The sequence below is a fragment of the Pseudomonas sp. DSV-1 genome, assembly GCF_035830915.1.
Classification (GTDB): Bacteria; Pseudomonadota; Gammaproteobacteria; order Pseudomonadales; family Pseudomonadaceae; genus Aquipseudomonas.
On the sequence record NZ_JAYMYG010000001.1, the window covers coordinates 4,512,517 to 4,533,876 of the forward strand.

The window sequence follows — 21,360 nt, forward strand, 5'->3', positions numbered from 1 at the left end:
CTACCCTGACTGTCGACAGTAATATCATCATAGAATCATTGGTAAAAAAGGGAGGTTCTTTACGTGATCCAGTTATGTGTTGTGTTCGTGTGGTTTGCTGCGTGTTCCATTCAAGACCTGCTTCAGCGCCATATTTCCAATGTCCTGACCTTTGGCGCGGCGGCGCTGGCATTGCTGTATCTGCTATGGACAGGGCACACCTGGCTCGGCGCAAGCGCAGCCGAAGGTGGCTGGGCGTTGCTGGTCGCGCTGGTACTGACACTGCCCGGCTATGCACTGAACAAGCTTGGAGCCGGCGACGTAAAGCTGTTGATGGCCCTGGCACTGGCAACCGATCGTCCGACAATTCTTGGCACTATCATCGGTGCAGGCCTTTGTACTGCCGTCTGGTGGCTATTTACGTCAAAAATCCTGCCGTCAATGAATCAACGAGTTAAGATCCCTTGCCTTGCCCATCACGTCCCAGTGTCAAAAAAGCTTCCATTTGCACCCTTCCTGTTGGGCGGGTTTACCCTGACAATGGCGCTCCTTCGCTAATCGTTTGGAGGGATTAATACCTTGTACATAGTCGTAAAGTAGGTCTACGTTTAACCCAAACGCAGTAAACAAGTGGACCCAGAAGTCCCTGATTGGTTTACCAGGAAGGAGAACCGCGTGCATACATCTACCCCCCTGATAAAAATTCTCGTAGTCGACGACCAGTCGTTGATTGTCGAAGAACTGTGCGAATTTCTTGAAAGCAGTGGCTACCGTTGTGTGCCCTGCCATTCAACACGCGAAGCCATCAGTGCTTTCATCGGCGATCCAGAGATTGGCCTGGTGCTGTGCGACCTGCACATGCCCGAGATGAACGGCATTGAACTGACCCAGCACTTGCAAAAAATCGCCGGCAAGCACCGCTCCTTTGAAAGCATTTTGTTGACCGGTCGAGCAGACAAGCAGGATGTGATCAAGGCCCTGCGCATCGGCATTGCCGATTACTATCAAAAACCGGTCGACCTCAATGAACTGCTTGAGGGCATCCAGCGCCAGGAAGCCATCTTGCGCGAAAAGCACAAGAGCGATCAGTTGGGCCACCTGAACCAAAAACTTCAGTATCTGGCCGAATCCATTGACGACCTGTATCAGGACATGGAGTCCGCTAGACGCCCCCCTCAGTCGGCCACTCAACCTTCAAACCCGCAGGACTCAAACGAGGGCCCCTGGCAGCAGATCCCGACGATTTTCAAACAGCTGTCGCCCCGTCAACTGGACGTTGCCAAGCTGGTGAGCAAAGGCCAGACCAACTATCAGATCGCCTGCGATCTGGGCATAACCGAAAACACGGTAAAGCTTTACGTGTCCCAGGTTCTGCGCCTGACCCACATGAACAACCGCACTCAACTGGCCCTCGCGCTGTCCCCTAACGCCCCCGCACAACATCGCCAGAGTGCGCATTAATCGCTGATCCGGCCTCGCCTTAATCGCTGGCAACACCTGTGAGTAACAGGCTTGCCCGCGACAAGTCCGGCTCATTCAGTTCTGCTTGGCCCTGCCGCCCTCATCCTGTTTGTAGTACTCAGGGATCTCATGCTTGTAGCTGTCCAGCCAGCGCTGCAGGCTGAGCTCACGCTCGGCCGGGGTAGCCGTTTGGCGTATCGGCGACTGCACACTGCCACTGACCTGAAGCTGCAGCCAGTTTTCGGTTTCCTGCTGGTTTTTTGGCGTGGGACCGGGCTCGATGGCCACCGCACCCAGCGGGATCAGGGCCAGCAACACCCCCACACGAATAGAAAAAGTCATTGCAAACCTCCAACGCATTATTTGATGACAGCCACCTGGTTGCTGGCTGCCTTGGCTTGAGCCTTCAGCGCTTGCGCCCGGGACTGGGCATCACTCACTTGATCGGGCGTTAATTCGGCGCGGGTGACCAGTTCGGCCGCCTGGGTCCACTGGTCCTGATAAATCAGCAAAGTCACCAGGTTCAGCGCCGCCAACGAGTCATCCTGTTTGAGTTCCAGCGCGGTCAAAAACTCGAACCGGGCATCATCGACACGGCGCTGGTTGAGATAGACCACACCCAGGTCATTGCGGATCTTGGCGTCGGTCGGAGCCAGTTTCGCCGCACGCTCAAGGTGGGCTGTCGCCAATGCGTTGTCGCCACGCCCGGCGGCCAATTGCCCAAGGCCATGCTCCCCTTCTGCCGCCAGACACGACCCCAAAAGCCCCTGGAACAATGGCTCGGCCTCACTGCGCCCCAACTGACGGTAGATCCGCGCCTTGCGCAGCTGCACCTGCGCGGATCGCTCGGGCAGGTTTTGCAGGTTGGCCAGGCTGGCGTGCAGCTTGCCCTCCTTGGCCATGTCATCGGCCAGGTTCAGCGACAGATCCTGATCAGCACTCAGTTTTGTACAACTGCCGCCCATGACCATCCACGGCGGATTGCTCTGGCCTCCTGTTGCACAGCCGCCCAGCATCAGCAGCCCACATACGACGATGACAGCTTTCATGTTCATTCCCCTGATCAAGACTGAAAGGCTCGCGAGATAGCGACAAAGCTCGGCCCGGCCAACACAATCATGAGTGCCGGGAACAGAAACACCATCATCACTACCGACATCTTGGCGGACATTTTGGAGATGTACTCTTCCATGCGAGTCAGGCGACGGTCATCCAGCAGCTCTTTGAGTGCTTGCAATGACTTCATCGCCCCCCCCCCCTGCTGAATTAATTGCTGAAGAATCACGCAGGCATCATTGAACTCATCCACGTCCAACAAGCTCGCGGTTTTACTCAGTTCCTGGCTCAACTCCAGTCCCGAGTCGACCCGAGCCAGCAGTACCCGCAACTCTCCGGTCAATACTGGCAGCAACTCTCTCGCCTCCTGGCTCAACACCCGTAGCGCCTGTTCAACGGCCATGCCGGACTCAAACAGAATGCGCAGTAGCGGGATAAAGGTTGAAACTTCCACCGCCACTTCTTGCTGCCGATTTTTGGCAGCATAAGCCAACAACCGCTTGGGGATCAGATACCCCAAGGCCAGGGAGAACAACAACACAACCAACACATTGCCGGACTGTGGGAAGAACAGTTCATGCCCCAAAAACACCAGCCCGGCAAACGCAAACGGCGTACCGATCTGAAACGCTGCAAACAGCGAACGCTGACTGGCGGTACGCCAGCCAAGGCGGTTGAGCAGGATCTGGGTTTCGCTGTCCATCGTGATCGAACGCTGGCCAAACTTGCTGTTGCCCACCGTCCGCATCCAGAGACTGAGCTTACCGGGACCGCTCTTGTCCCCCTCCAGGCGCTGCATCACTCGCTGCTGAGCCAAACGGTCCTGAACCACGTTATTGATCAGCAGCGCCATTGCGCCCAACAGCAAAACTGCGCAAATCAAATAAGCCATGTCATACGCTCCGTACCATGCGCCACAACGCAAGACTGCCTATTACTTGCATCGCCAACGCAGTAAGCAGCATCTGCTGCCCTCCCCCATCCGCCCACATTTTGAGCATGTAATTTGGATTAGTGACCATAAAAAAACCCACCACAAAAACCGGCAACAAACCTAGTACCACAGCAGTCATACGGGTTTCACCGGTCATGGCCCTCAACTTGCGAGCCCCCTGTTCACGCTCGCGAATTAGCGCGATCAGGTTTTCCAGCAGCTCACTGGCGTTGCCGCCGTAGCGATGGTTCACCTTCAGGCCAAGAGCGAACATGCGAAACTCGTCGCGCTCATACAGCTCGGCAAAATCGCTTACAGCTTCCGGCAGACTTACCCCCATCTGCACGTTACGTGAGACCCGGCTGATACTGGTTTTGAGCGGATCACTGGATGCCTCGATTGCGTTCAGCACCGCATCGGCCAAGGTCCGGCCCGCCTTCAGGCTGCGAACGCTGTGATCAAGCAAGAGCGGCAGTTGCTCAACCATGCGCCGTACCCGACGGTGGTAACGCCAACTGACAAACAGCTTGAGCAACAGTGGCGGCAACACCAGCAGCGCGAGAAAAAATACCCAGCCGCCGATCAGGCCAGCCAACACCACTGCTCCCGCCCACAGCGACAGCCATAAACCCAGGCGCTCAGAAGGACGCCCCAACCCCGCCTGCAAGAAAGCCCGGTCAAGCCACGCTACGCCCTTTAATTTTTCCGAGGACTGCGGCTGCCCTTCCCCCAAACGGTCCAGCACGCGACTGGTTGTCGGATCCGTCAGAGCCCGATACACCAGACTCAGCGATAGCACGAACATAAGAAAACTGATGGTAAAAAGCAGTAAGGCCGGGATCATGATCAGCGCCTCAGCCGTGTGCATTCAGAATAGGGTCACGACGCAACTTGTCGCCTGCCGGGTTCAAGGCTTCGCGCATAAAACCAAAACCGGTGCGCTTGTCCAGGCGGAACAGGGTGTTGGTCACGTACACATCGTCACGCACCCCGACCACTTCCAGGACTTCACTGACGCAACGGCGACCATCAGGCATGCGCGTGAGCTGGATAATTACGTCCAGTGCAGCGCAGATCATCTGGCGCAGGGTTTTTTCCGCCACGGTGCGACCCGTCAGGCCCACCAGGGTTTCCAGACGCAACAACGCATCCTGTGCCGTGTTGGCGTGGACAGTGCTCATCGAGCCATCGTGACCGGTGTTCATCGCGGTCAATACGTCGAGCACTTCCACCCCACGAATTTCGCCGAGGATGATGCGGTCCGGACGCATCCGCAGGGCGTTGCGAATCAGGTCGCTGGACTTCACTTCACCATGCCCTTCGGCATTGGGCGGGCGTGTTTCCAGGCGCACCACATGAGGGTGCCCCAGCTGCAGCTCGGCCACATCTTCGATGGTGACCAAACGTTCGTGGGGGTTGATCAACTGGCTCAGGATATTGAGCAGCGTAGTTTTACCGGTACCGGTACCGCCGCTGATCAAGATATTGCAGCGCTTGCCCACCGACTCCTGAAAAAACTCATAGATTGCCTGGTCGATGGTTTGCATCGCCACCAGGTCGCTGCTTTTGAGCATGTCCTTGCGAAACTTCCGGATCGACAGGCACGGCCCGTCCAGCGCAATGGGCGGAATGATCGCGTTGACCCGGCTGCCATCCGGCAGACGTGCATCCACCATCGGCGAAGACTCATCCAGGCGTCGCCCCAGCGGCGCCAGAATGCGCTGCATGACCCGTTCAACGTGATGATCGTCGATAAAACGCAAATCGCTCTGGCTAAGCAGACCCTCGCGCTCAACAAACACGCGATGGGGGCCGTTGACCAAAATTTCCGTGACGGCAGGATCTCGCAGCAAGACTTCAAGCGGGCCGAACCCCGTCAGCTCGTCGACGATTTCTTCAGCCAGACGCTCCATTTCATAACGGGAAATGGCCAGGTGCAGGCGCGACACATATTCAGCCACCCGCTCGGTGACAAACTGGGCCAGGGACACACGGGAGCCTTCCAGCAGGTTAACCCCGGTCTCTTCAATGGCATCGATGATGTAGCGATGCAGTACCAGCTTAAGACCGTCATGGTCCGCACGCCCGTCCTTGTACAGGCCGGAGCCAAACAACTGTTCGTTGTTCATTTGGCCCCCCACAGGCGGTTTAACCACGCGCCAGACTTGGAAACCGTTTGCTCGGACGACTGCGAGCGCTTGGTCAATCGCTCACCCAATTTTTTCAACGCCAGGCTCAGGGCTTCCCGCGGAGCCAGATCAAACAGGGTGGTGGCCTGATTCTTGGCATTGATGCGCAGCTCAGGGCTGAGCGCCAGTGTCGCCATCACCGGCAGGCCAAAGCTCTTGCCCAGGGCATCGGCATTCGGGGCAACGCCCCCCATGTAACGATCGATCAACAACCCCGTATGCTCAAACTTCATGCCCTTGGCCCGCCAGCGAGCGAGCACGTCCAGGTTGCGGCGGCAATCAAGCACGCTCTGGTCGGTGTACCACAGCAAACTGTCGCAATGGGTGGCAAAGGTGCGCAGCGCTTCACTGTCTGGCTGCCCCGTGAGGTTGACCACAATGTGCTGGAAATGCTGGCGCAAGGCGCTGAGCAACATATACAGCTCGGCAGCACTGGTGTGCTCCAGCGGCTCATCACTTTCGCTGTGGGCCAATACCCGCAAACCACTTGCTGTCTTGGTAAAGGCACTGTCAATCAAGGTGCTGTCCAGGCGTCGTAAATGGCGCAGGGCATCACCAAAAAAGAACGTACTCTCAAGCCCCAGCACGGCCAGACCATCGCCACGGGGCACGCCCAGGTCCAGAAACAGGGTTTTTTGATCGTGTTTTTGCACGACCAGCCCAAGGTGGCTGGCAACCAGTGCGCCATCGGCATTGCATTGGGCGCTGAACAACACGCTCAACCCGCCCAGTTCGGCGTTGGGCGCCACCGGCGGCAAGCGTTTGCTCAGACGGCGAACCAGCCCCGCCACTTCACTGGAGCGCGAACCGTAGGCAACAAAATCCCTTGCCCCGGCGCGCATGGCGTTGAGCACCAGCTGGTTATCCATGCCGTCGCCCAAGGCAACAATGGCCAGCATGGGCTTGGCTTCCAGCGCGCCTTCAATCAGCGCGCACTGGTTGACCACCTTGTCCCGGTCCAGGCCTACAAAAATCAAACCGGCAAACGTCACGTCAACCAGTGCCAGCAGTTCATCCAGGCTACTGGTGCCTGCACCCACCACTTGACCCAACGGCGCCAAAGCACCTTGCAGCCATTCAAGATCGGTGTTGTTGCGCGTCAGCGCGAGAAATGTCTGGCTCAGGCTTTGGCTCATTGGGATAACCCGCTACGGCTGTTGAATTTGCCGTTTTCCAGGAAGTACAGGCGATACCAGTTAGGGTCGTAGTTACGCAGTTTCTCCCCGGGCATCGATGGCAATGGCGCATTGGCAGCCAATGGCTGAACCAGATGCGGGGTCACGATCATCAGCAACTCTTTCTCTTCGCGGCTGATATTGGAGTCGCGGAAGAACGCGCCAAGAATCGGGATATCCCCCAAGCCAGGGAACTTGTTGACCTGTGAGCTGTTGCGCGAACTGATCAAGCCACTGATCACAAAACTTTCGCCATCGGCCAGGGAAATACTGGTGTCGGTGCGTCGAACCGTCAGGCCCGGTACCAAAGTCCCGGCGATATTCACCGCATTGGTGTAATCCAGATCACTCACCTCAGGTGCCACTTTCAGCATGATGCGATCACGTCCAACCACGGTAGGGGTCAGGGTCAGACGGATACCGAACTCCTTGTACTCGATCGATACGTTGTCGCTGCCGCTGCTGGGTACCGGGATCGGCACTTCACCACCCGCGAGGAAGGTTGCACTCTGCCCGCTCATGGCCACCAGGCTTGGTCGTGCAAGGGTGTAGGCAAAACCGCTGCCTTCCAGGGCATTGATCATCGCTTTGACCTTGCCGCCGCCAAAACCAATGTTGAAATACTTGCTGTTGGCAACCGGACCGCCCGTGATCACCCCTTCAGCCGTACTGAGGAATGAGTTCGGCGAGCCGAACAGAAAGTTGCTGCCCATGCCGAAGATAGAGGTACTGGCCTCTTGCAGTTTGGTACGGCTGACTTCTACAAACCGAATGTCCGTTTGCACCTGAATGGGCAACGTCGGGTCTTCGGTCGGCGACAACGACGCACCGGCCAAACCCGAAGTGGCCTTGCCCTTGACGAACAGCATGGTCTGGTGTGGCTCTTTCGAACAGGCGCTCCAGACCATCAGACTGGTAGTGCCCGACGCAACGCCGGTCAGCAAAAAGGCGTTTTGGCCATTGGTGCGAACATCGGCAACCGTGGGATCACCCACAGCGATGCGAGAAATGTTGACCGGGAAGCTCATGGCCTTCTGGGCCCCCTGGGGCACTTCCAGTACCGATGGCAATGCGTTGAATGCGGCGCAATTGTCAGCAGCGGCCAGGGCCATTTCCAGAGGCAAACTGCTCAGGATCAATGTCCAGGCAGCACGTTTATAAAACGGAGCGCGACGTTGGCTCATGTTCGATGTCCTTATAGATCAGGATTTTTATTGGGCCGACTGCTGAGCCGTTTGATTGCCGCGAATAACTTCAATACCGCGCACTCGAGGAGCGCCAGAGGGACTGCTGACGGGCGCCCTGGCTGGACTGGCCATGGCTAACTGGTTGAATTGATAAAGACTGCGTTTGGCATTCTCAAGGTTAGTCTCAGATTGCTGCTCACCCGCCCAATATTTACTCAACCGTTGTTCATCGGCACTGCGCACAGCCAGACGCAGCGTACCGGCCTGGGTTGCGAGCATCAGTTGATTGAGCAGAAGCTCGGGAATCGCCAGCACTGCGGAGCGCGCATTGATCCGGCTCTGCTCCAGCCTGAGTGCTTCTTCGGCATTTTTCGGCTGGCTGGCCAACTGGCCATCGCGGGTCAAACCCAGCTCGGCACCGACACTCAGCACACGCACGGCAGGCAACACCACTTGAGCCGACTGCTGTGGATTCCCGGCGTCCTGGCGCAGAAATAGCAGAATATCGACGTAGTCACCCGGGGTTAACTGCCCTCCAGCGGCAGAAACTTCGTCAATCATCACCGCCAGTGCCCGCTCATCAGGGCGGATCATGCGTGCCAGTGGCCCACCCATTTCAAAGCTTTGTTCATTGAGCCAAGTGCCTGCACTCAGACTGCGCCAAGGGGTACGACCTACCGCCTGATCGATTGCAGTAAGGCTGCCTGCAGGCGCGGTACGCAGTTTTTCCAAGGTCACATCTTCTGCCGTCAAGGCCACATTCGGGGGTACATCGCGGGCCAGCACCACCACCGACTGACGGGTCGTGTCCTCAGCTGCTGCTACCCCTTGCTCCACAACCTGTGTCACCGGAACTTCAGCAACCGGCTGCTGCCGACTCAATACCAAACCCCAATAACCGGCGGCAATTGCCCCTACAAATAATATGGCGGCCAGTATTAAACTGCGTCGATTGTTCATGCACAAACTCCCTTTTCCACTGCGCACGGCAGACTAAAAAACCCATTCACAATCAGGCAGCTATGAATCGATATTGCTGTTGCAACCATTCGCTATTTAAAATAGTCCAGTCGAAGCAAAATGCCATTATCGACAATAAAAAGCTCTAATTAATTGTGAATAGTTTGATTTGGCACACATTTTTTAGAATAGCTATTTGGACTAATACTTTGTGATTAGTCCATTGTTACAGTTGTAAGGAAGTGATTTATTGCCAATCCTATGATGGCAGATGGAGATCAACCTGCACCATTGTTACGCAGTGCCCGACCCGGTGCACTCAAGGAGAAGTCAGATGATGTTAAATACTGTTCTGAAAGTGTATGTACCTGCACAAATTTTCTTGGCACGCCAAGCCAAATTATTTGCTAAAAGAACAGAAGGTGCTTCGGGCATTGAATATGCAATTATTGCTGCCATGGTGGCAGTAGTTATTGCTGGACTTTCAACCGGCGTCGGGGATTCAATTAAAAAAGTATTTAATGCAATCACCGCATCTTTGAACGGAACCGGAACTGGGACAGGTGGCGGATCACCCGACTGATTTATTAATTACGACGAGTAACTTGCATGCCCCTCTCCCCATCACGGCAACAACTGCTTCTGGTGGATGACGAAGAGGACGCACTACTGGAGTTGGCCGAGCTGCTTGAGGGCGAGGGCTTTTGTTGCTTTACGGCAACATCAGTCACACTCGCCCTTTCGCAGTTGACCCAGCATCCGGATATTGCGCTGGTCATCACTGACCTGCGCATGCCGGAGGAAAGCGGGATTGCGCTGATCAGGCGCCTGCGTGAGCACACATCGCGCCAGCATTTACCGGTGATTGTCATCTCGGGGCATGCCGATATGAGCGATGTCAGCGACCTGCTGCGGTTGCAGGTGCTGGACCTGTTTCGCAAACCCATCTATCACGTGCGCCTGCTCGACACCCTCGACAATCTCTTTCCAAAACCCGCACAGCTACAGCTGGCCAGAACATAAAACCCGCCCCATAAAAAACCCGCAGCCTTAGTTAGCACTGCGGGGGTTTTTTACATATAAAGCTTACAACTGATAACTAAAACTTAGTGTATATCGCGGCCTGCGATTAAAACTGTCCAGCGCGATATCAGACATGGGCTTGGCAACTTCCAGGGCAATGTTGTAGTAACGCTTGTCACCAAAACGCAACCCCAGTGCTGCGGAGGACATGTCCGAGCCTTTTAATGGCAGTTCGTTGTACCAGGCCTTGGCCCTGTCCACGATCGCATAAGGCTGCAGCAACTTGACCCAGTCACCGTCGCGGTTAAAGCTGTAGTTGAGCTCATAGGCCACGCCCCAGCCCTTGTCCCCCGACGCCTGGTCATCCGGATAACCACGACCGAAGTTCTGCCCGCCAAACACTGCCCGCTCGCTGTCAGGCAACGTGTCATCACTCCAGTACAACGCCCCCGACACCACGCCCTGCCAGTTATCGAAATAGCCGTCACTCTGCACGCCCGACAAACGCAAGCGGAAGAAGTCCAGGTCATAACGGCTGCCAGTCAGGGTGGTTTCGCTCTTGGCACCCATCGCGTCCATGCCCTGATACATACCGGCACTGACAATACGCAACTGCCTGGCATCGGACTTGCGCCAGTCACCTTCAAACGCCAATGCGCGCACGTTGGTTTTTTCGCTGATGGTCTGGCCGAAGCCTGCCACCTCATAGTCGGTATTGTCGTTGACGCCATACAACCGGGCACCGGCGCTGAGCCATTGATCCGGTGCAGCAATCAGCGGGTGGCTGACGCCAATCGAGAAGCGGTCATTCTCACGGTGAGGCTTGAGTTCAAAACCATCATCGGTAGCAATGCTCGTGCTCGGATCACTGCGATAACTGGAGCCATACAGGCTCAGTTGCGTGCCTTCGGCATTCAGGTACTGGCTGTAATCGAGACGGTAGTAGTGCTCCTTGTCGCGACCCGGCGGAAACAAGCCGCTCAGGGTCAACTGCTCCGCCATGGCCGTTTGCGAGTTACTGCTGGCTCCGAACAGTGCCTGGGTACTGTTACGGCTGCCCTCGACAAGGCTCATGCTGGTGGTGAACGGTTTGCGACTGGCACTCACACGCAGTGTCGAAGCACCGTCGGTGGTACCCGGTGGCGGCACTTGCGCCTGCAAGGTCACACCGGGAATCCGGCTCATCAGGGTGCTGTAGCGATCAAATGTTTTACGGGTCAGCGGGCGCTCGCCCTTGAGCTTGTCTACCAGCTCATCGATATACCCCTTGACCCGCCCTATATCCCCGTCGATCTCGTAATTGCTGACATAGCCTTCGACCAGCACAACACGCACCAGGCCTTGATCGAAGTCCTGTTGAGGCAAAAACGCATACGACAATAAATAGCCATCGTCCTGGTAACGCTTGGTGATGCCGCGCGTGGCCTCGATTAATTCACCCAGGGTGATTTCATGGCCCAGCAGCGGCTTGAACACCGCACCCAACTCGGGCAGCGGGTAAATCGTGCCACCTTCGATCTGCAACTTGCGAATGGTCAGGCGCGTGCCCATGACCAGTGGCTGAGCCTCCCCGGCTGCCGGCTTGGGCAATTCCAGCGCAGGCGCCGGCGGGCGATAGGCATCCACCGGCAAGTTGGGTGTGGGCAAGGTTTGCATGCTGTCGTTGCTATTGAGAAAGCGCGGAAGGGACTCGGCCCCCGCATACGGGGCCAGGGCCAATAACAAAAAGGGAACGCAATTACGCATATGACACTCCATGTTCAACTACAGCGGCATAACGAGGGGGGCTTCATCTTTGAATGATTCGCGAAGCTGCCCGAGCATCACGCCTACATCCTGCACATGAAAAAAGACGAGAGACTCATCTGAATCTCTCGTCCCAACCAAGCGTAGGCGCTGTAGGTAAGGCCGTCGAACCGGCCAGGTGCAATTAATCGTCAGTTTTTCTTGCCCAGATTGCCCAGCCCACCCAGCACTCCCCCAAGAGCACCACCCAGACCTGTATTGGCGCCCGTGTTACTACCTGTGCCGGCGCCTGCACCCAACAAGCCGCCGAGAGCGCCGCTCAGACCTGCGCCTGCGCCGGTACTGCCACCCGTGCTTGCGCCCACTCCCAACAGACCGCCAAGACCCAAACCGGCACTTGTACCGCCACCTGTGCTTGCACCTGCACCCAACAGGCCGCCAAGACCGCCACCAATGCCTGCACCGGCACCTGTACCATTACCCGTGCTTGCACCCACACCCAGCAGGCCGCCAAGACCGCCAAGACCGCCACCCAGACCCGAGCCGGTGCCCGTGTTTGCAGCCGGGTTCAGCAGGCCGCCCGCCTTGTCGACCGCACCGCCCACGCCCACCAGCACGCCACCTACCAGCGAGGTCACCGGATTTTTGTCGCCGGTTGCAGATACCTTGGTGCCAAGACCGCTCACGGTGCCACCGACCTTGGTCAGCAGCCCATCCACCGGGGCTCCAAGGCCTGTGGTGGTACCCACTTTGCCCGTGACGTTTTCTGCCAGGGAAATGACCGGTACCAGGACCTTGTCATTCACGCCCCCGGTCACCTTGCCCAATTGGCCACTGTTCACATTGGTGGTCAATGTGTCACCGAGCATGGTCACGGTTGTACCGACTTTGTTGACCAGCCCACCTGTGGTGTCAGTCACTTTGCCCACCAGGCCACCGGCCAGCGGGATCTGGCTGATTGGCGTGTTATCGAGCACTGTGCTCAAGCCAGTACCAACGGACGAAACGCCTTTACCCAGCTCGCTGACTGCATTGGTCGCACCCGCTACGGTGATGCCCAGGGAATTCTTGTCTGTGCCCAACGTACCCAGGCCATTCGTCAGGCCAGTGGTGACGGAGCTCACGGCATCGCCGGTTTTGACCACCAGGCCGCCACCCAGGGTGCCGACTACCGGCACCGGGGTCAGGGCAGTGCCCAGACCACTGACAGTGGTGCCTACGCCACCCAGGGCGGTACCGACTTGACCTACAACCTGGCCTGTAACCAGAGGCGTAGTCACACTGCCGCCAGTCCCGCCACCATCTGTACCGCCAGTGCCACCGGTACCACCGGTACCGCCTGTACCACCCGTGCCGCCTGTGCCGCCTGTGCCACCTGTACCCCCCGTGCCGCCGTTTGCACCGCTGCCCGAACCGGTATTGGTTGTGGTCACATAGCTTTTGGAGCCGCCACCGCCACTGCTGCAGCCCGCCAGGCTGACAGTCATGACCAACAATAATGCTGTACTGGTTCTAAACCACAGTTGAGTGTTCATGATTAATTCCCTTGCACCTGTTACGCCTGAGTTCGAAGTTCCCTGCTCTGCGTCAGGGATACATTCATCCGTTGGGTACATAACAACCTCAAGGGTCATATCAAACAATTCACAACTTGGTATTAACCCCTTATATAAAGAGGCCGATACCCTGCTTGAGAACTAATACTTTAGCGTTAAGAACTTATTAAAAACGCTATTTATCAAGGTCAGGGACTGCCCACCAAAGTAAAAAACCCACCACCAAACTTTAGGTATATATACAATTAACAGCGTTTTATAAGCGCTTTATCCCGCAAAAACGCTTTGATTACCTCACTCCACCACACTGAACTCGACACGGGCGGTTTGCCCGCTTTCGTCAAGCACGCTGAGCTCATAACGCCCCACGTGTTCCAGGGTGGTGCTGAATACCTCCAGTGGCAGGCTGTCCCCCAAAGGGGCGCCGTTGATAAACCACCACCGCCGCCCCTCTCCGCCCAGGGTCATCAATGCCAGCCGCAACACCGACTGGCTCGCAGCCGGGCAGCGCAGGCGGTCGCCTTCGCGCACGCCCGCAATCGACAGCGGTGTCACTGCACTCAAGGGCGGTGGCGGGCATTGGCGTGAGGCGTCTGGCAGTCGCGCCTCACGCCGTTCAACACGGGGTAGCCACGGTTCAAGCGGAGCTGGCCACAACGCCACCTCACGCACTTGCGCATCCGGGCATTGCGCCCCCACGCGCAGGCCCCGGGAGTTGACCCGGATGGTTTCCTTGAGCCCCACCCCCAACGGCTGGTCCGCCGCAAGCAAGGTCGGGGGAGTGGTGTGATCCAACGTCCAGGCAAAGCGTTGACGACGGCAATTGGGGTCACTCTTGTTCATGGGTTGGCCCAATGGCCAGCAGATCGCAGCCACCCCGACGCTTTCAGGTACGGCCTGCACCGGCGCCACAATGCCGCGCTGGCTGTCGCGGTTACTCAGCACATCGTGGACTTGCAGCATCAAAGGGGCCGCCGACGCCAGGCCAAACTGCCCCGGCACGGGCGTGCCATCCGGGCGACCGATCCACACACCGATCAGATAACGCGGTCCAACGCCGATCGCCAGCGCATCGCGAAAGCCATAGCTGGTACCGGTCTTCCAGGCCAATTGCGGGCGCTGCACCAGATCGGCATGGGGGTCACGATCCGGGCGCGCCTGACCGCTGAGAATGCGCCGGATAATCCACGCCGCTCCTGGGGACAGCATGGGGCGATCGTGTAATTCGTCACTCGGCTGCAGACGTAAATTGGCGCTGCGCCCTTCTCGCGCCAGTGCGCTGTAGCCGCTGACCAGATCCTCCAGGCGAGTGCCGGCGCCGCCCAGAATCAGCGCCAGATTGGGTTGCGCGAGAGCCGGCAAGCTCAACGGCACGCCGCCATTGCGCATATCGGCGGCAAAACGCTTGGGGCCATAAGCCTCCAGCAACTGCACGGCGGGCAAGTTAAGGGACGTCACCAGCGCCGCACTGGCCGATACCGGCCCGCTAAACCCCGTGGAGAAATTACCCGGTCGATAGTCGCCATAGCGCCGGGGCACGTCCTGCAGCAACGACTCGGAGTGGATCAGCCCCGCATCCATTGCCATGCCATACAAAAACGGCTTGAGGGTGGAGCCCGGCGAGCGTATGGCGGTGATCATGTCGACATGGCCAAAACGGCGCGCATCGTTGATATCCACCGACCCCAGATAGGCGCGTACCGCCATGCTCTCGGTCTCGACCACTACGATGGCGGCCGAAGTGTGATCGGGTAAACGGGCGCGCCAGCCCAGCAGCAAGTCTTCGAGACGGCGCTGCAGGCTGGCGTCGATCAGGGTACGGATCAGCGGCGGGCTGTCCGGGCGGTTGAGCCGTCGTGCCAACAACGGCGCCAGGCTCGGTTCCAGGCGCGGCGCCAGTAACAGCGGTTCTTCCTGCGCCTCGTCAACCGCCGATTGCGGCCACACCCGGTATTCGGCCAAGCGGCGCAACACCTTGTCCCGCGCCACTTGTGCCCGCCCCGGATGACGGTCGGGACGCAAGCGGCTCGGCGCCTGGGGCAACACGGCGAGCAGCGCCGCCTCGGAATGGGTGAGCTGGAGCGGAGACTTGCCCAGATAAGCCCAACTGGCCGCCGCGACCCCCTGTAACGTGCCGCCGAACGGAGCCCGGTTGAGGTACAGCGCAAGAATCTGGTCCTTGGACAAGTGCCATTCCAGCTGCGCCGTACGCCACAACTGGCGCAGCTTGCCGGGCAGCGTGCGCTCATGGGGATCGAGCAAACGCGCCACCTGCATCGACAACGTGCTGCCGCCTGACAACACCCGTCCGCCCGTCAGGTTTTGCCAGGCCGCACGGCCCAACGCCAAGGGATTGATCCCGGGGTGGTGAAAAAACCAGCGGTCTTCGTAGGTCAGCAAAGCGTCCAGGTACAACGGCGATACTTCACCGGTTTGCACCGGATAGCGCCACACGCCATTGGCATCGGCAAACCGCCACAGGGGCGTGCCGTCTTCGGCCAATACCACACGGGCCAGATCATCCCGGGGCAAGGGCAACGGCCAGATCCTGTCGGCCAACCACAGCAATGCGCACGCCAGCAGCAGACCGGCGAGCGTCCAGCCGACTATTTTTTTGATCCTTGCCCCCACTGACTCTCACTCTCTACGCAACTTGCGGCATGGATGGATGCCTAATCTGGCACAGTGGCCACCTTACTCATCGGAACATGACCATGCACGTCGAAAGTTTTATCGGAAATCTTGGCCTCTGGCTGGGCACACTGGTTCGTTTTATCGTGGAGAGCCTGAACGGCCTGTTTGGCGCCATCACAGAGGCAGGCAGCAGCTTTGTCGAAGGCATGGCGCGCGCGTTGGGTATGGACACCTCGATCATCAGCATTGCGGTACTGATCATCGGCTTGCTGTTTCTGTACAACGCCGTGCGCGCCTTCATGCGCGCCTCGGTCATCGGTGGCGTGATCTGGCTGCTGCTGGGCCTGTGGGTGCTGAGCTGGATCATCAACTGAGCAAGCCCGCTCCCACTCCGGTCAGCGGCCCTTGATCACCATGTCCCCCGGTGTTTCGCCCACGGCCTGCCAGTTGGGGCGGTACATCGACTCCACTTGCGGCGGCGGGACGCGGTAGGTGCCAGGGGTCACGGCACGGGCCAGGTACAGCAGGTGCGTGGTGCCGTAGCCATCCAGTTTCAACGCTGCCACATACCGATCATCCCGATATTCCTGGTGCTGCACGCTGGCGTTCTGCATCGACTCGCGCCATTGCTTGACTTGGGTGCTGGCGTTTTCAAGGCTGGCGGCGCTTTGGCCCAGATTCTGGTTTTCAAGTTCCAGGCCCGCTGGCAGCAAATCGACCACCAGCGCATCCGGCACCTGCTGCTTGGCCGTCACGGCCAGGTGCACCAGCACCAGATCACCACTTTTCAGGGCCTTGAGGTTCAACGGCTCCCCGTTCATGCCCAGGTAGTCACGGCGAATGCTCATGTTCTCGCCGCCCGCCGCCGGGGCTTGTTGTGGATAACCTGAAATCGTCAGTTGTTGATAAACCGGCGCACTGCCTTCGTTGCGCAAGGTCAGTGGCGAGGCCAGCAGCGGCCCGTCGAGCTTGAGGCCCGACTGGGCATTGTTCAGCTCGCGGGTCTGGTCGCCACTGGCAAACTGCACCGACCACTTGGCTTCAGGCTGGCTCAACAGATCGCGACCGGCAAGGAACAGCGCGTTGCGCTCCTGGGTCGACAGCCACTGGCTCGCCGCCAGTTGATCGGACAGGTCGAACACCCGTTGCTCGCGCTGGCCGGCCATCAAGTTGTTTTCTTCCAGCAAGGCCAGAATCAGAGCCTGATCCCGCAACGGGCTGCCGTAATCGCCCAGCCATTGATCGGCTTTACGGGTCACTGCCAGGCCCGCCACCAGCGCCTGATCAGCCCGTGGTTGGTCGCCCATCTTCTGCAAGGCAATCGACAACTGCACCAACGGCAGGCCGGAACGGGCATCGCTGCGTCGCTCGAAAATGCTGCGCAATGCACCCAGCGGTGCTTGCTGACTGCGGGCCAGGACCATCGCCGCATAGGCCTGCACGGCAAAGCGGGTGTGTTCGAGGTTTTCGCTGTAATCGGCCTCGATCAGGTTGCGTTCCTGCACATAGCGCAGCAAACGCTCGCTGGCCTTTTTAAGCGCTTCGGGCGGCACGGCATAGCCTTGATCCCGGGCACGCAGCAAGAAATCGGTGACATAGGCGGTGAGCCAATACTCCTCCTGACCGTCCGCGCCCCACAGGCCGAAGCTGCCGTTGTAACGCTGCATGCCCAGCAGGCGCTCGATACCCAACTCGATTTTGCGTTTGCGCTCGGTGTCCGGCTCGCCTTCCAGGCCCAGGCGTTTGAGCAGGGCCGCATCGGCATACAGCGCCGGGTAAAGGCCGCTGGTGGTCTGCTCGGAGCAGCCGTAGGGGTAGGCCTTGAGCGCCCGGATCTGCTCGCCCAGGTTCAGCGGCGGGCGGCTCGACAGGCTGAGCAAGGCTTCACGCCCGGCCGGTTCAAAGGCTTGCAGCTCGCCCTCGGGCAGGCTCCAGGGCTGGTCGTTGAGTACGGCACGGTAATGCTTGAGCAATGCCGGATACGCCGGGCGCACGCCCAGCGTCCATTCGCGGGTGAACGGCGCCAGGGTTTCACCCGGCAGGTCCAGGCCATTGACCGTCACCTTGACCACACCGGTGCCATACCCGCCCAGCGCCTTGACCGGAACCTGCAAGGTACTCCGCTGGCCGGGGCTGAGTGTCAGGTTCTGTGTCGCGTCACCCGGCAGGCTCAGTTGCCCCTCGGTGTTGAGCTTCACGTGCAGCGTTTGCGGCGTGTCAGTGAGGTTGGACACGTCCAGCGCCAGCCGTGTCTCGTCGCCACCGGCCAAAAAGCGCGGTGCCGCCAGTTCGGCCACCAAGGGCGCGGCGACTACGGTTTTGGCTTCGGCCATGCCGTAGCGATCATCGGTCCAGGCTTGAGCCATCAGGCGCAGCTCGCCATTGAAGTCAGGGATATCCACACTGACTTCACCTTCGCCCTGCTCGTTCAGGGTCACGGGTGCGCTTTGCAGTGCCACGATCGTCACACTGGTGGCAGGCCGCTTGCCGCCTTTGGCCAGCGCTGCATCGCCACCGAACGCCAGGCTGGCCAAACGGCCTTGCCCGGTTTCGATCAATTGCCCGTAGATGTCCAGCTGATCCGCGCCATAGGCCTTGCGCCCAAACAGACTGGCAAATGGATCCGGAGTCGGGTAGTCGGTGATGTTGAGCACGCCCACATCCACGGCGGCCAGTAGCACATGGGCCTGTTTGGGGATGCTGCCATCGGCGTTCTTAGCGTGGATTTTCACCGTCAATGGCTGCTTGGGGCGCATTTTCTCAGGGGCATCGAGAGTGAGTGCCAACTTGCGCTGGCTGCGATCGATCGGCAAATGCAGCACGCCCACGGCACGCTTGGGAGTGATGTTGGTCTTGCGCTCACCCGGGCGAATCACCAGGGCGCTGATGTACAAGTCGTGCCGCGCCCAGCGTGGGTCAAGCTTGACGTCGAAGACCTTGCCCTCGGCAGGCACCTCGATTTCTTCCCACCACAACGGGCCGTCGCTGCCTTCAACCAGTAAATAGCCTTTGCCTGCCGCTGGCGGCGTGACCGTTACCCTGGCCGTGTCGCCATCGGCATAGGCAGCCTTGTCCAGCGCCAGCTTGACCTGATCGGGGCGTACGGCGCCGCCTTCGGCGTTGTCCTGGGCGCGATAACCGGCCCAGAAGCGCAGGCTGCTGATCAAGCCGGTTTTCGGGTCTTCAACTTCAACGCGATACGGCCCCCACTCGACCGGGAAGCTGACCTTGGCGGTTTCGCCCGCCTTGAGGCTGAGGGTTTCTTCGTTGAGGTTCAGAAACTTCTCGTTGTAGTGGTAGCTCCAGCCGTCGCTGTCCGAGTAGTTCCAGTAATAGTCACGGCGCTCGCGCACCAGGCGCACCATGAGGTCGTCGGCGGCCAGCTTGTTGCCCTGGCTGTCGGCAACCAGCAGCTCGAATTCAACCGGGCCATCACCGTCGGTTTCAGTGCCGTCAAACAGGCCGCGAATGCCCGGCAGACGATCCGCTGGCCACACCGCCTGCACCAGACGCCGGGTAATCGGCCGCCCGCCCGACTCTTGCAGACTGGCCTGCACAATCAGTTGCAACGGGGACTTGGCATCGCTCCACTGGCTTTCGAGGCTGATGGTTTCCTTGCCTTCGGCATCGAGAACGCTTTCGTCCAGTTCCAGGTCCTGAGTCAGCTCGGGTTCTGTCACCGATCCGAACTCATAGCCCGGCAAGGTGCTGACGGCCTCGCGCAATGGCCGCACATAGACTTGACCACTCAAGCGATTACCCGCCGCCGGAGCGCCATACAAGTAGCGGCCATTGACCTGGATTTCAGCGGTTTGCTCAGGGCTCAGCGGCGTATCGCTGCCCTTTAGCTCCAGCGCCAAACGCTCGGGCAGGAAGTCCTCGACCAAAAACTCGTACAGCTGCGGCTTGCCGTCACCGAAGTCGAACACCAGCTGCCAGCGCCCGGTCGGGGCTTCAGCGGCCAGTTGCAACGGGTACTGATACAACCCTGAAGCGTCCGGCGACCACACAAACTTGCGGCTGACCTGCTCGTCCGGACGACGCACTTCAACGCTGACCGGCTGCGGCTTGACCGGGTTGCCATCGCGGTCGCGCAACAAGGCATTGAGCAATACGGTTTCGCCGGGGCGATACAGGTCACGGGGGCCAAACACAAAGAACTGCAGCGGATGCCCCTGGGGGCCGCCAATATCGAATTCGGCCAGGTCCAGCGCCGCCGTGTTCAGGCGCAGCAAGCTGGTTTGATCGCCTTGGCGCGCAACCAGCACTTCGGCCTTGGGGGGCAGCGCCAGTTCGGCGTGACCGTCTTTACCGGTTTTACCCTGGCCCAGCATCTGGCCTTTGCCGTCGAGCAATTCCAGCTCGACACCCGCCAGGGCGCTACCGCCTTCAAGGGCCTGGGTGAACACATCCAGGCGCTTCTGGTAGCGGTGTACCGAAAGGCCGATATCGCTGAGGGTGAACAAGGTGGCAGGGGTCGAATAGTTGTAGCTGCCCGTCGCCCTCATCACCGCCAGATACACGCCCGGCTGCTGCAAAGGCTTGATTCCGGACGTCGGCAAGATCAGGGTTTCACGGGTATTGCGCGCCGGGTTCAAGTCAAAACGGCCGCCGTACACCAGCTCGGCCATGCTCAGCAGATCCTTGGCTTCGTAGCTTTGCAGGCTGCTGTTGCGACCCCATTGACTGAGAAACGCTGGCAGGGACTCGGGTTTGACCCGAAAGAACTCAACATCCACCTTGTCGACGTTCAGCGCGATCACCGGCAAGCCTTCGGCCAGGCGGGTGGGCAGCAAGTTGCCACGGCTGGCAAAGCCGACTGTGGGTTGCAGGTCACGGGTTTCAAGGCGGCTGATGTACTCGGCGGCCAACGTGGCGTCGTTGACGGCACGCAGGCCGGGGTCAACGGTGAGGATCAGTTTGCGCTGTGGCTCAAGATGGCGCAGGCGCAGTTCCATCAGGTTATCCGACAACTCCCAGGCGCCATCGACCTTGCCGGTTTTGGCATCGACCAGGTGCAGCTTGTCTGCAAAATTCTGCTCAGGATGGAGCGGCACCGAAAAGCTCACGGACAAGGTGCTGGCTCCGTCCAGTTGCACCTCGGACACATCCACCACACTTAACTCACGCCCGGCGTAACGCTGGGCCAGGGCCTTGACGTCCTGCACCGGCTTGGCGGGCTGGCTCGCGGCAACGGTCGGCGCTGCAGGCTTGTCGACGCTCGAAGAATCGCAAGCGCTCAACAGCGCCAGCGTGCAGGCCAGGAACAATCCTTTGTTAAGCATGGTGTTCTCGTTAACTGGGCAGATAAAGGGCGACTATATAACAGCCGCTGGGGAACCACAGGCGCACTGGTCTGATTGTGGGAGCGGGCTTGCTCGCGATGGCATCACTGCGGCTGGCCTGACAAACCGCGCTGCCTGCAGCGCGAGCAAGCCCGCTCCCACAGGTTACAATCGC

Annotated in this window: 17 protein-coding genes; 5 read left to right on the plus strand and 12 right to left on the minus strand. The window is 59.1% G+C overall.

Features of this window, described 5'->3' with window-relative positions:
• Nucleotides 1-63 precede the first annotated feature (63 nt).
• Together VSQ83_RS21065 and VSQ83_RS21070 are read left to right on the plus strand one after the other, a co-directional pair.
• On the plus strand, nt 64-537 hold the full coding sequence (locus VSQ83_RS21065) for a prepilin peptidase (RefSeq protein ID WP_326427450.1): 474 nt from the start codon (nt 64-66) through the stop codon (nt 535-537).
• 117 nt (nt 538-654) lie between these two features.
• Entirely contained in the window at nt 655-1,440 is a 786-nt protein-coding gene (locus VSQ83_RS21070) for a response regulator transcription factor (RefSeq protein WP_219262819.1), read from the plus strand.
• Between the two features lie 75 nt (nt 1,441-1,515).
• On the opposite strand, the gene VSQ83_RS21075 is transcribed toward VSQ83_RS21070, so the two are convergent.
• The 8 genes from VSQ83_RS21075 to cpaB are packed head-to-tail and all read right to left on the minus strand — an operon-like array spanning nt 1,516 to nt 8,941.
• Complete coding sequence (locus VSQ83_RS21075) at nt 1,516-1,782, minus strand: DUF3613 domain-containing protein (protein WP_326427451.1); 267 nt, start codon at nt 1,780-1,782, stop codon at nt 1,516-1,518.
• 17 nt (nt 1,783-1,799) lie between these two features.
• Nucleotides 1,800-2,489, minus strand: coding sequence for a tetratricopeptide repeat protein (locus VSQ83_RS21080; RefSeq protein WP_133078793.1), 690 nt, complete (start codon nt 2,487-2,489; stop codon nt 1,800-1,802).
• Nucleotides 2,490-2,503: 14 nt separating this feature from the next.
• Nucleotides 2,504-3,388 carry a type II secretion system F family protein gene (locus VSQ83_RS21085; protein ID WP_326427452.1) on the minus strand — a complete coding sequence of 295 codons (885 nt, stop codon included), beginning with the start codon at nt 3,386-3,388 and terminating at the stop codon, nt 2,504-2,506.
• Between the two features lies 1 nt (nt 3,389).
• On the minus strand, nt 3,390-4,274 hold the full coding sequence (locus VSQ83_RS21090) for a type II secretion system F family protein (protein ID WP_133078791.1): 885 nt from the start codon (nt 4,272-4,274) through the stop codon (nt 3,390-3,392).
• A 10-nt stretch (nt 4,275-4,284) separates the two neighbouring features.
• Complete coding sequence (locus VSQ83_RS21095; RefSeq protein ID WP_133078790.1) at nt 4,285-5,559, minus strand: CpaF family protein; 1,275 nt, start codon at nt 5,557-5,559, stop codon at nt 4,285-4,287.
• Nucleotides 5,556-6,755, minus strand: a complete 1,200-nt coding sequence (locus VSQ83_RS21100) for a pilus assembly protein (RefSeq protein ID WP_133078789.1) — start codon at nt 6,753-6,755, stop codon at nt 5,556-5,558. The genes VSQ83_RS21095 and VSQ83_RS21100 overlap by 4 nt, the downstream gene beginning before the upstream one ends.
• The gene (locus tag VSQ83_RS21105) at nt 6,752-7,978 is read right to left on the minus strand and encodes a type II and III secretion system protein family protein (RefSeq protein WP_219262815.1); all 1,227 of its coding nucleotides are present in this window, start codon (nt 7,976-7,978) and stop codon (nt 6,752-6,754) included. The genes VSQ83_RS21100 and VSQ83_RS21105 overlap by 4 nt, the downstream gene beginning before the upstream one ends.
• Nucleotides 7,979-8,005: 27 nt before the next feature.
• Complete coding sequence (cpaB, locus tag VSQ83_RS21110; protein WP_326427453.1) at nt 8,006-8,941, minus strand: Flp pilus assembly protein CpaB; 936 nt, start codon at nt 8,939-8,941, stop codon at nt 8,006-8,008.
• Between the two features lie 334 nt (nt 8,942-9,275).
• Here cpaB and VSQ83_RS21115 point away from each other — a divergent pair, with 334 nt between their 5' ends.
• Together VSQ83_RS21115 and VSQ83_RS21120 are read left to right on the plus strand one after the other, a co-directional pair.
• On the plus strand, nt 9,276-9,524 hold the full coding sequence (locus VSQ83_RS21115) for a Flp family type IVb pilin (RefSeq protein WP_133078786.1): 249 nt from the start codon (nt 9,276-9,278) through the stop codon (nt 9,522-9,524).
• Between the two features lie 26 nt (nt 9,525-9,550).
• Nucleotides 9,551-9,964 (plus strand): response regulator, encoded by a 414-nt coding sequence (locus tag VSQ83_RS21120; RefSeq protein WP_326397284.1) that lies wholly within the window; start codon nt 9,551-9,553, stop codon nt 9,962-9,964.
• A 63-nt stretch (nt 9,965-10,027) separates the two neighbouring features.
• On the opposite strand, the gene VSQ83_RS21125 is transcribed toward VSQ83_RS21120, so the two are convergent.
• The 3 genes from VSQ83_RS21125 to pbpC all read right to left on the minus strand — a co-directional run bounded on the left by VSQ83_RS21125 (nt 10,028) and on the right by pbpC (nt 15,897).
• Nucleotides 10,028-11,710 carry a ShlB/FhaC/HecB family hemolysin secretion/activation protein gene (locus VSQ83_RS21125; RefSeq protein WP_326427455.1) on the minus strand — a complete coding sequence of 561 codons (1,683 nt, stop codon included), beginning with the start codon at nt 11,708-11,710 and terminating at the stop codon, nt 10,028-10,030.
• 191 nt (nt 11,711-11,901) lie between these two features.
• On the minus strand, nt 11,902-13,245 hold the full coding sequence (locus VSQ83_RS21130) for a collagen-like triple helix repeat-containing protein (RefSeq protein ID WP_326427456.1): 1,344 nt from the start codon (nt 13,243-13,245) through the stop codon (nt 11,902-11,904).
• Between the two features lie 315 nt (nt 13,246-13,560).
• The gene (gene pbpC / locus VSQ83_RS21135; RefSeq protein ID WP_442800242.1) at nt 13,561-15,897 is read right to left on the minus strand and encodes a peptidoglycan glycosyltransferase PbpC; all 2,337 of its coding nucleotides are present in this window, start codon (nt 15,895-15,897) and stop codon (nt 13,561-13,563) included.
• A gap of 83 nt (nt 15,898-15,980) precedes the next feature.
• Here pbpC and VSQ83_RS21140 point away from each other — a divergent pair, with 83 nt between their 5' ends.
• Entirely contained in the window at nt 15,981-16,274 is a 294-nt protein-coding gene (locus tag VSQ83_RS21140) for a hypothetical protein (protein ID WP_133078782.1), read from the plus strand.
• Between the two features lie 21 nt (nt 16,275-16,295).
• Here VSQ83_RS21140 and VSQ83_RS21145 read toward each other — a convergent pair whose 3' ends face one another.
• A complete protein-coding gene (locus tag VSQ83_RS21145; RefSeq protein ID WP_326427457.1) occupies nt 16,296-21,185 on the minus strand; it encodes an alpha-2-macroglobulin family protein in 4,890 nt (1,629 codons plus the stop codon).
• Between the last annotated feature and the right edge of the window lie 175 nt (nt 21,186-21,360).

Excerpts from the sequence above, each read along its gene's own strand:
- VSQ83_RS21080 (WP_133078793.1), bottom strand. The coding sequence starts at position 2,489 with ATGAAAGCTGTCATCGTCGTATGTGGGCTGCTGATGCTGGGCGGCTGT.
- VSQ83_RS21120 (WP_326397284.1), top strand. The coding sequence starts at position 9,551 with ATGCCCCTCTCCCCATCACGGCAACAACTGCTTCTGGTGGATGACGAA.
- VSQ83_RS21095 (WP_133078790.1), bottom strand. The coding sequence starts at position 5,559 with ATGAACAACGAACAGTTGTTTGGCTCCGGCCTGTACAAGGACGGGCGT.
- VSQ83_RS21075 (WP_326427451.1), bottom strand. The coding sequence starts at position 1,782 with ATGACTTTTTCTATTCGTGTGGGGGTGTTGCTGGCCCTGATCCCGCTG.
- VSQ83_RS21140 (WP_133078782.1), top strand. The coding sequence starts at position 15,981 with ATGCACGTCGAAAGTTTTATCGGAAATCTTGGCCTCTGGCTGGGCACA.
- VSQ83_RS21125 (WP_326427455.1), bottom strand. The coding sequence starts at position 11,710 with ATGCGTAATTGCGTTCCCTTTTTGTTATTGGCCCTGGCCCCGTATGCG.
- VSQ83_RS21090 (WP_133078791.1), bottom strand. The coding sequence starts at position 4,274 with ATGATCCCGGCCTTACTGCTTTTTACCATCAGTTTTCTTATGTTCGTG.
- cpaB (WP_326427453.1), bottom strand. The coding sequence starts at position 8,941 with ATGAACAATCGACGCAGTTTAATACTGGCCGCCATATTATTTGTAGGG.
- VSQ83_RS21115 (WP_133078786.1), top strand. The coding sequence starts at position 9,276 with ATGATGTTAAATACTGTTCTGAAAGTGTATGTACCTGCACAAATTTTC.
- VSQ83_RS21100 (WP_133078789.1), bottom strand. The coding sequence starts at position 6,755 with ATGAGCCAAAGCCTGAGCCAGACATTTCTCGCGCTGACGCGCAACAAC.
- VSQ83_RS21085 (WP_326427452.1), bottom strand. The coding sequence starts at position 3,388 with ATGGCTTATTTGATTTGCGCAGTTTTGCTGTTGGGCGCAATGGCGCTG.
- VSQ83_RS21130 (WP_326427456.1), bottom strand. The coding sequence starts at position 13,245 with ATGAACACTCAACTGTGGTTTAGAACCAGTACAGCATTATTGTTGGTC.
- VSQ83_RS21105 (WP_219262815.1), bottom strand. The coding sequence starts at position 7,978 with ATGAGCCAACGTCGCGCTCCGTTTTATAAACGTGCTGCCTGGACATTG.
- VSQ83_RS21145 (WP_326427457.1), bottom strand. The coding sequence starts at position 21,185 with ATGCTTAACAAAGGATTGTTCCTGGCCTGCACGCTGGCGCTGTTGAGC.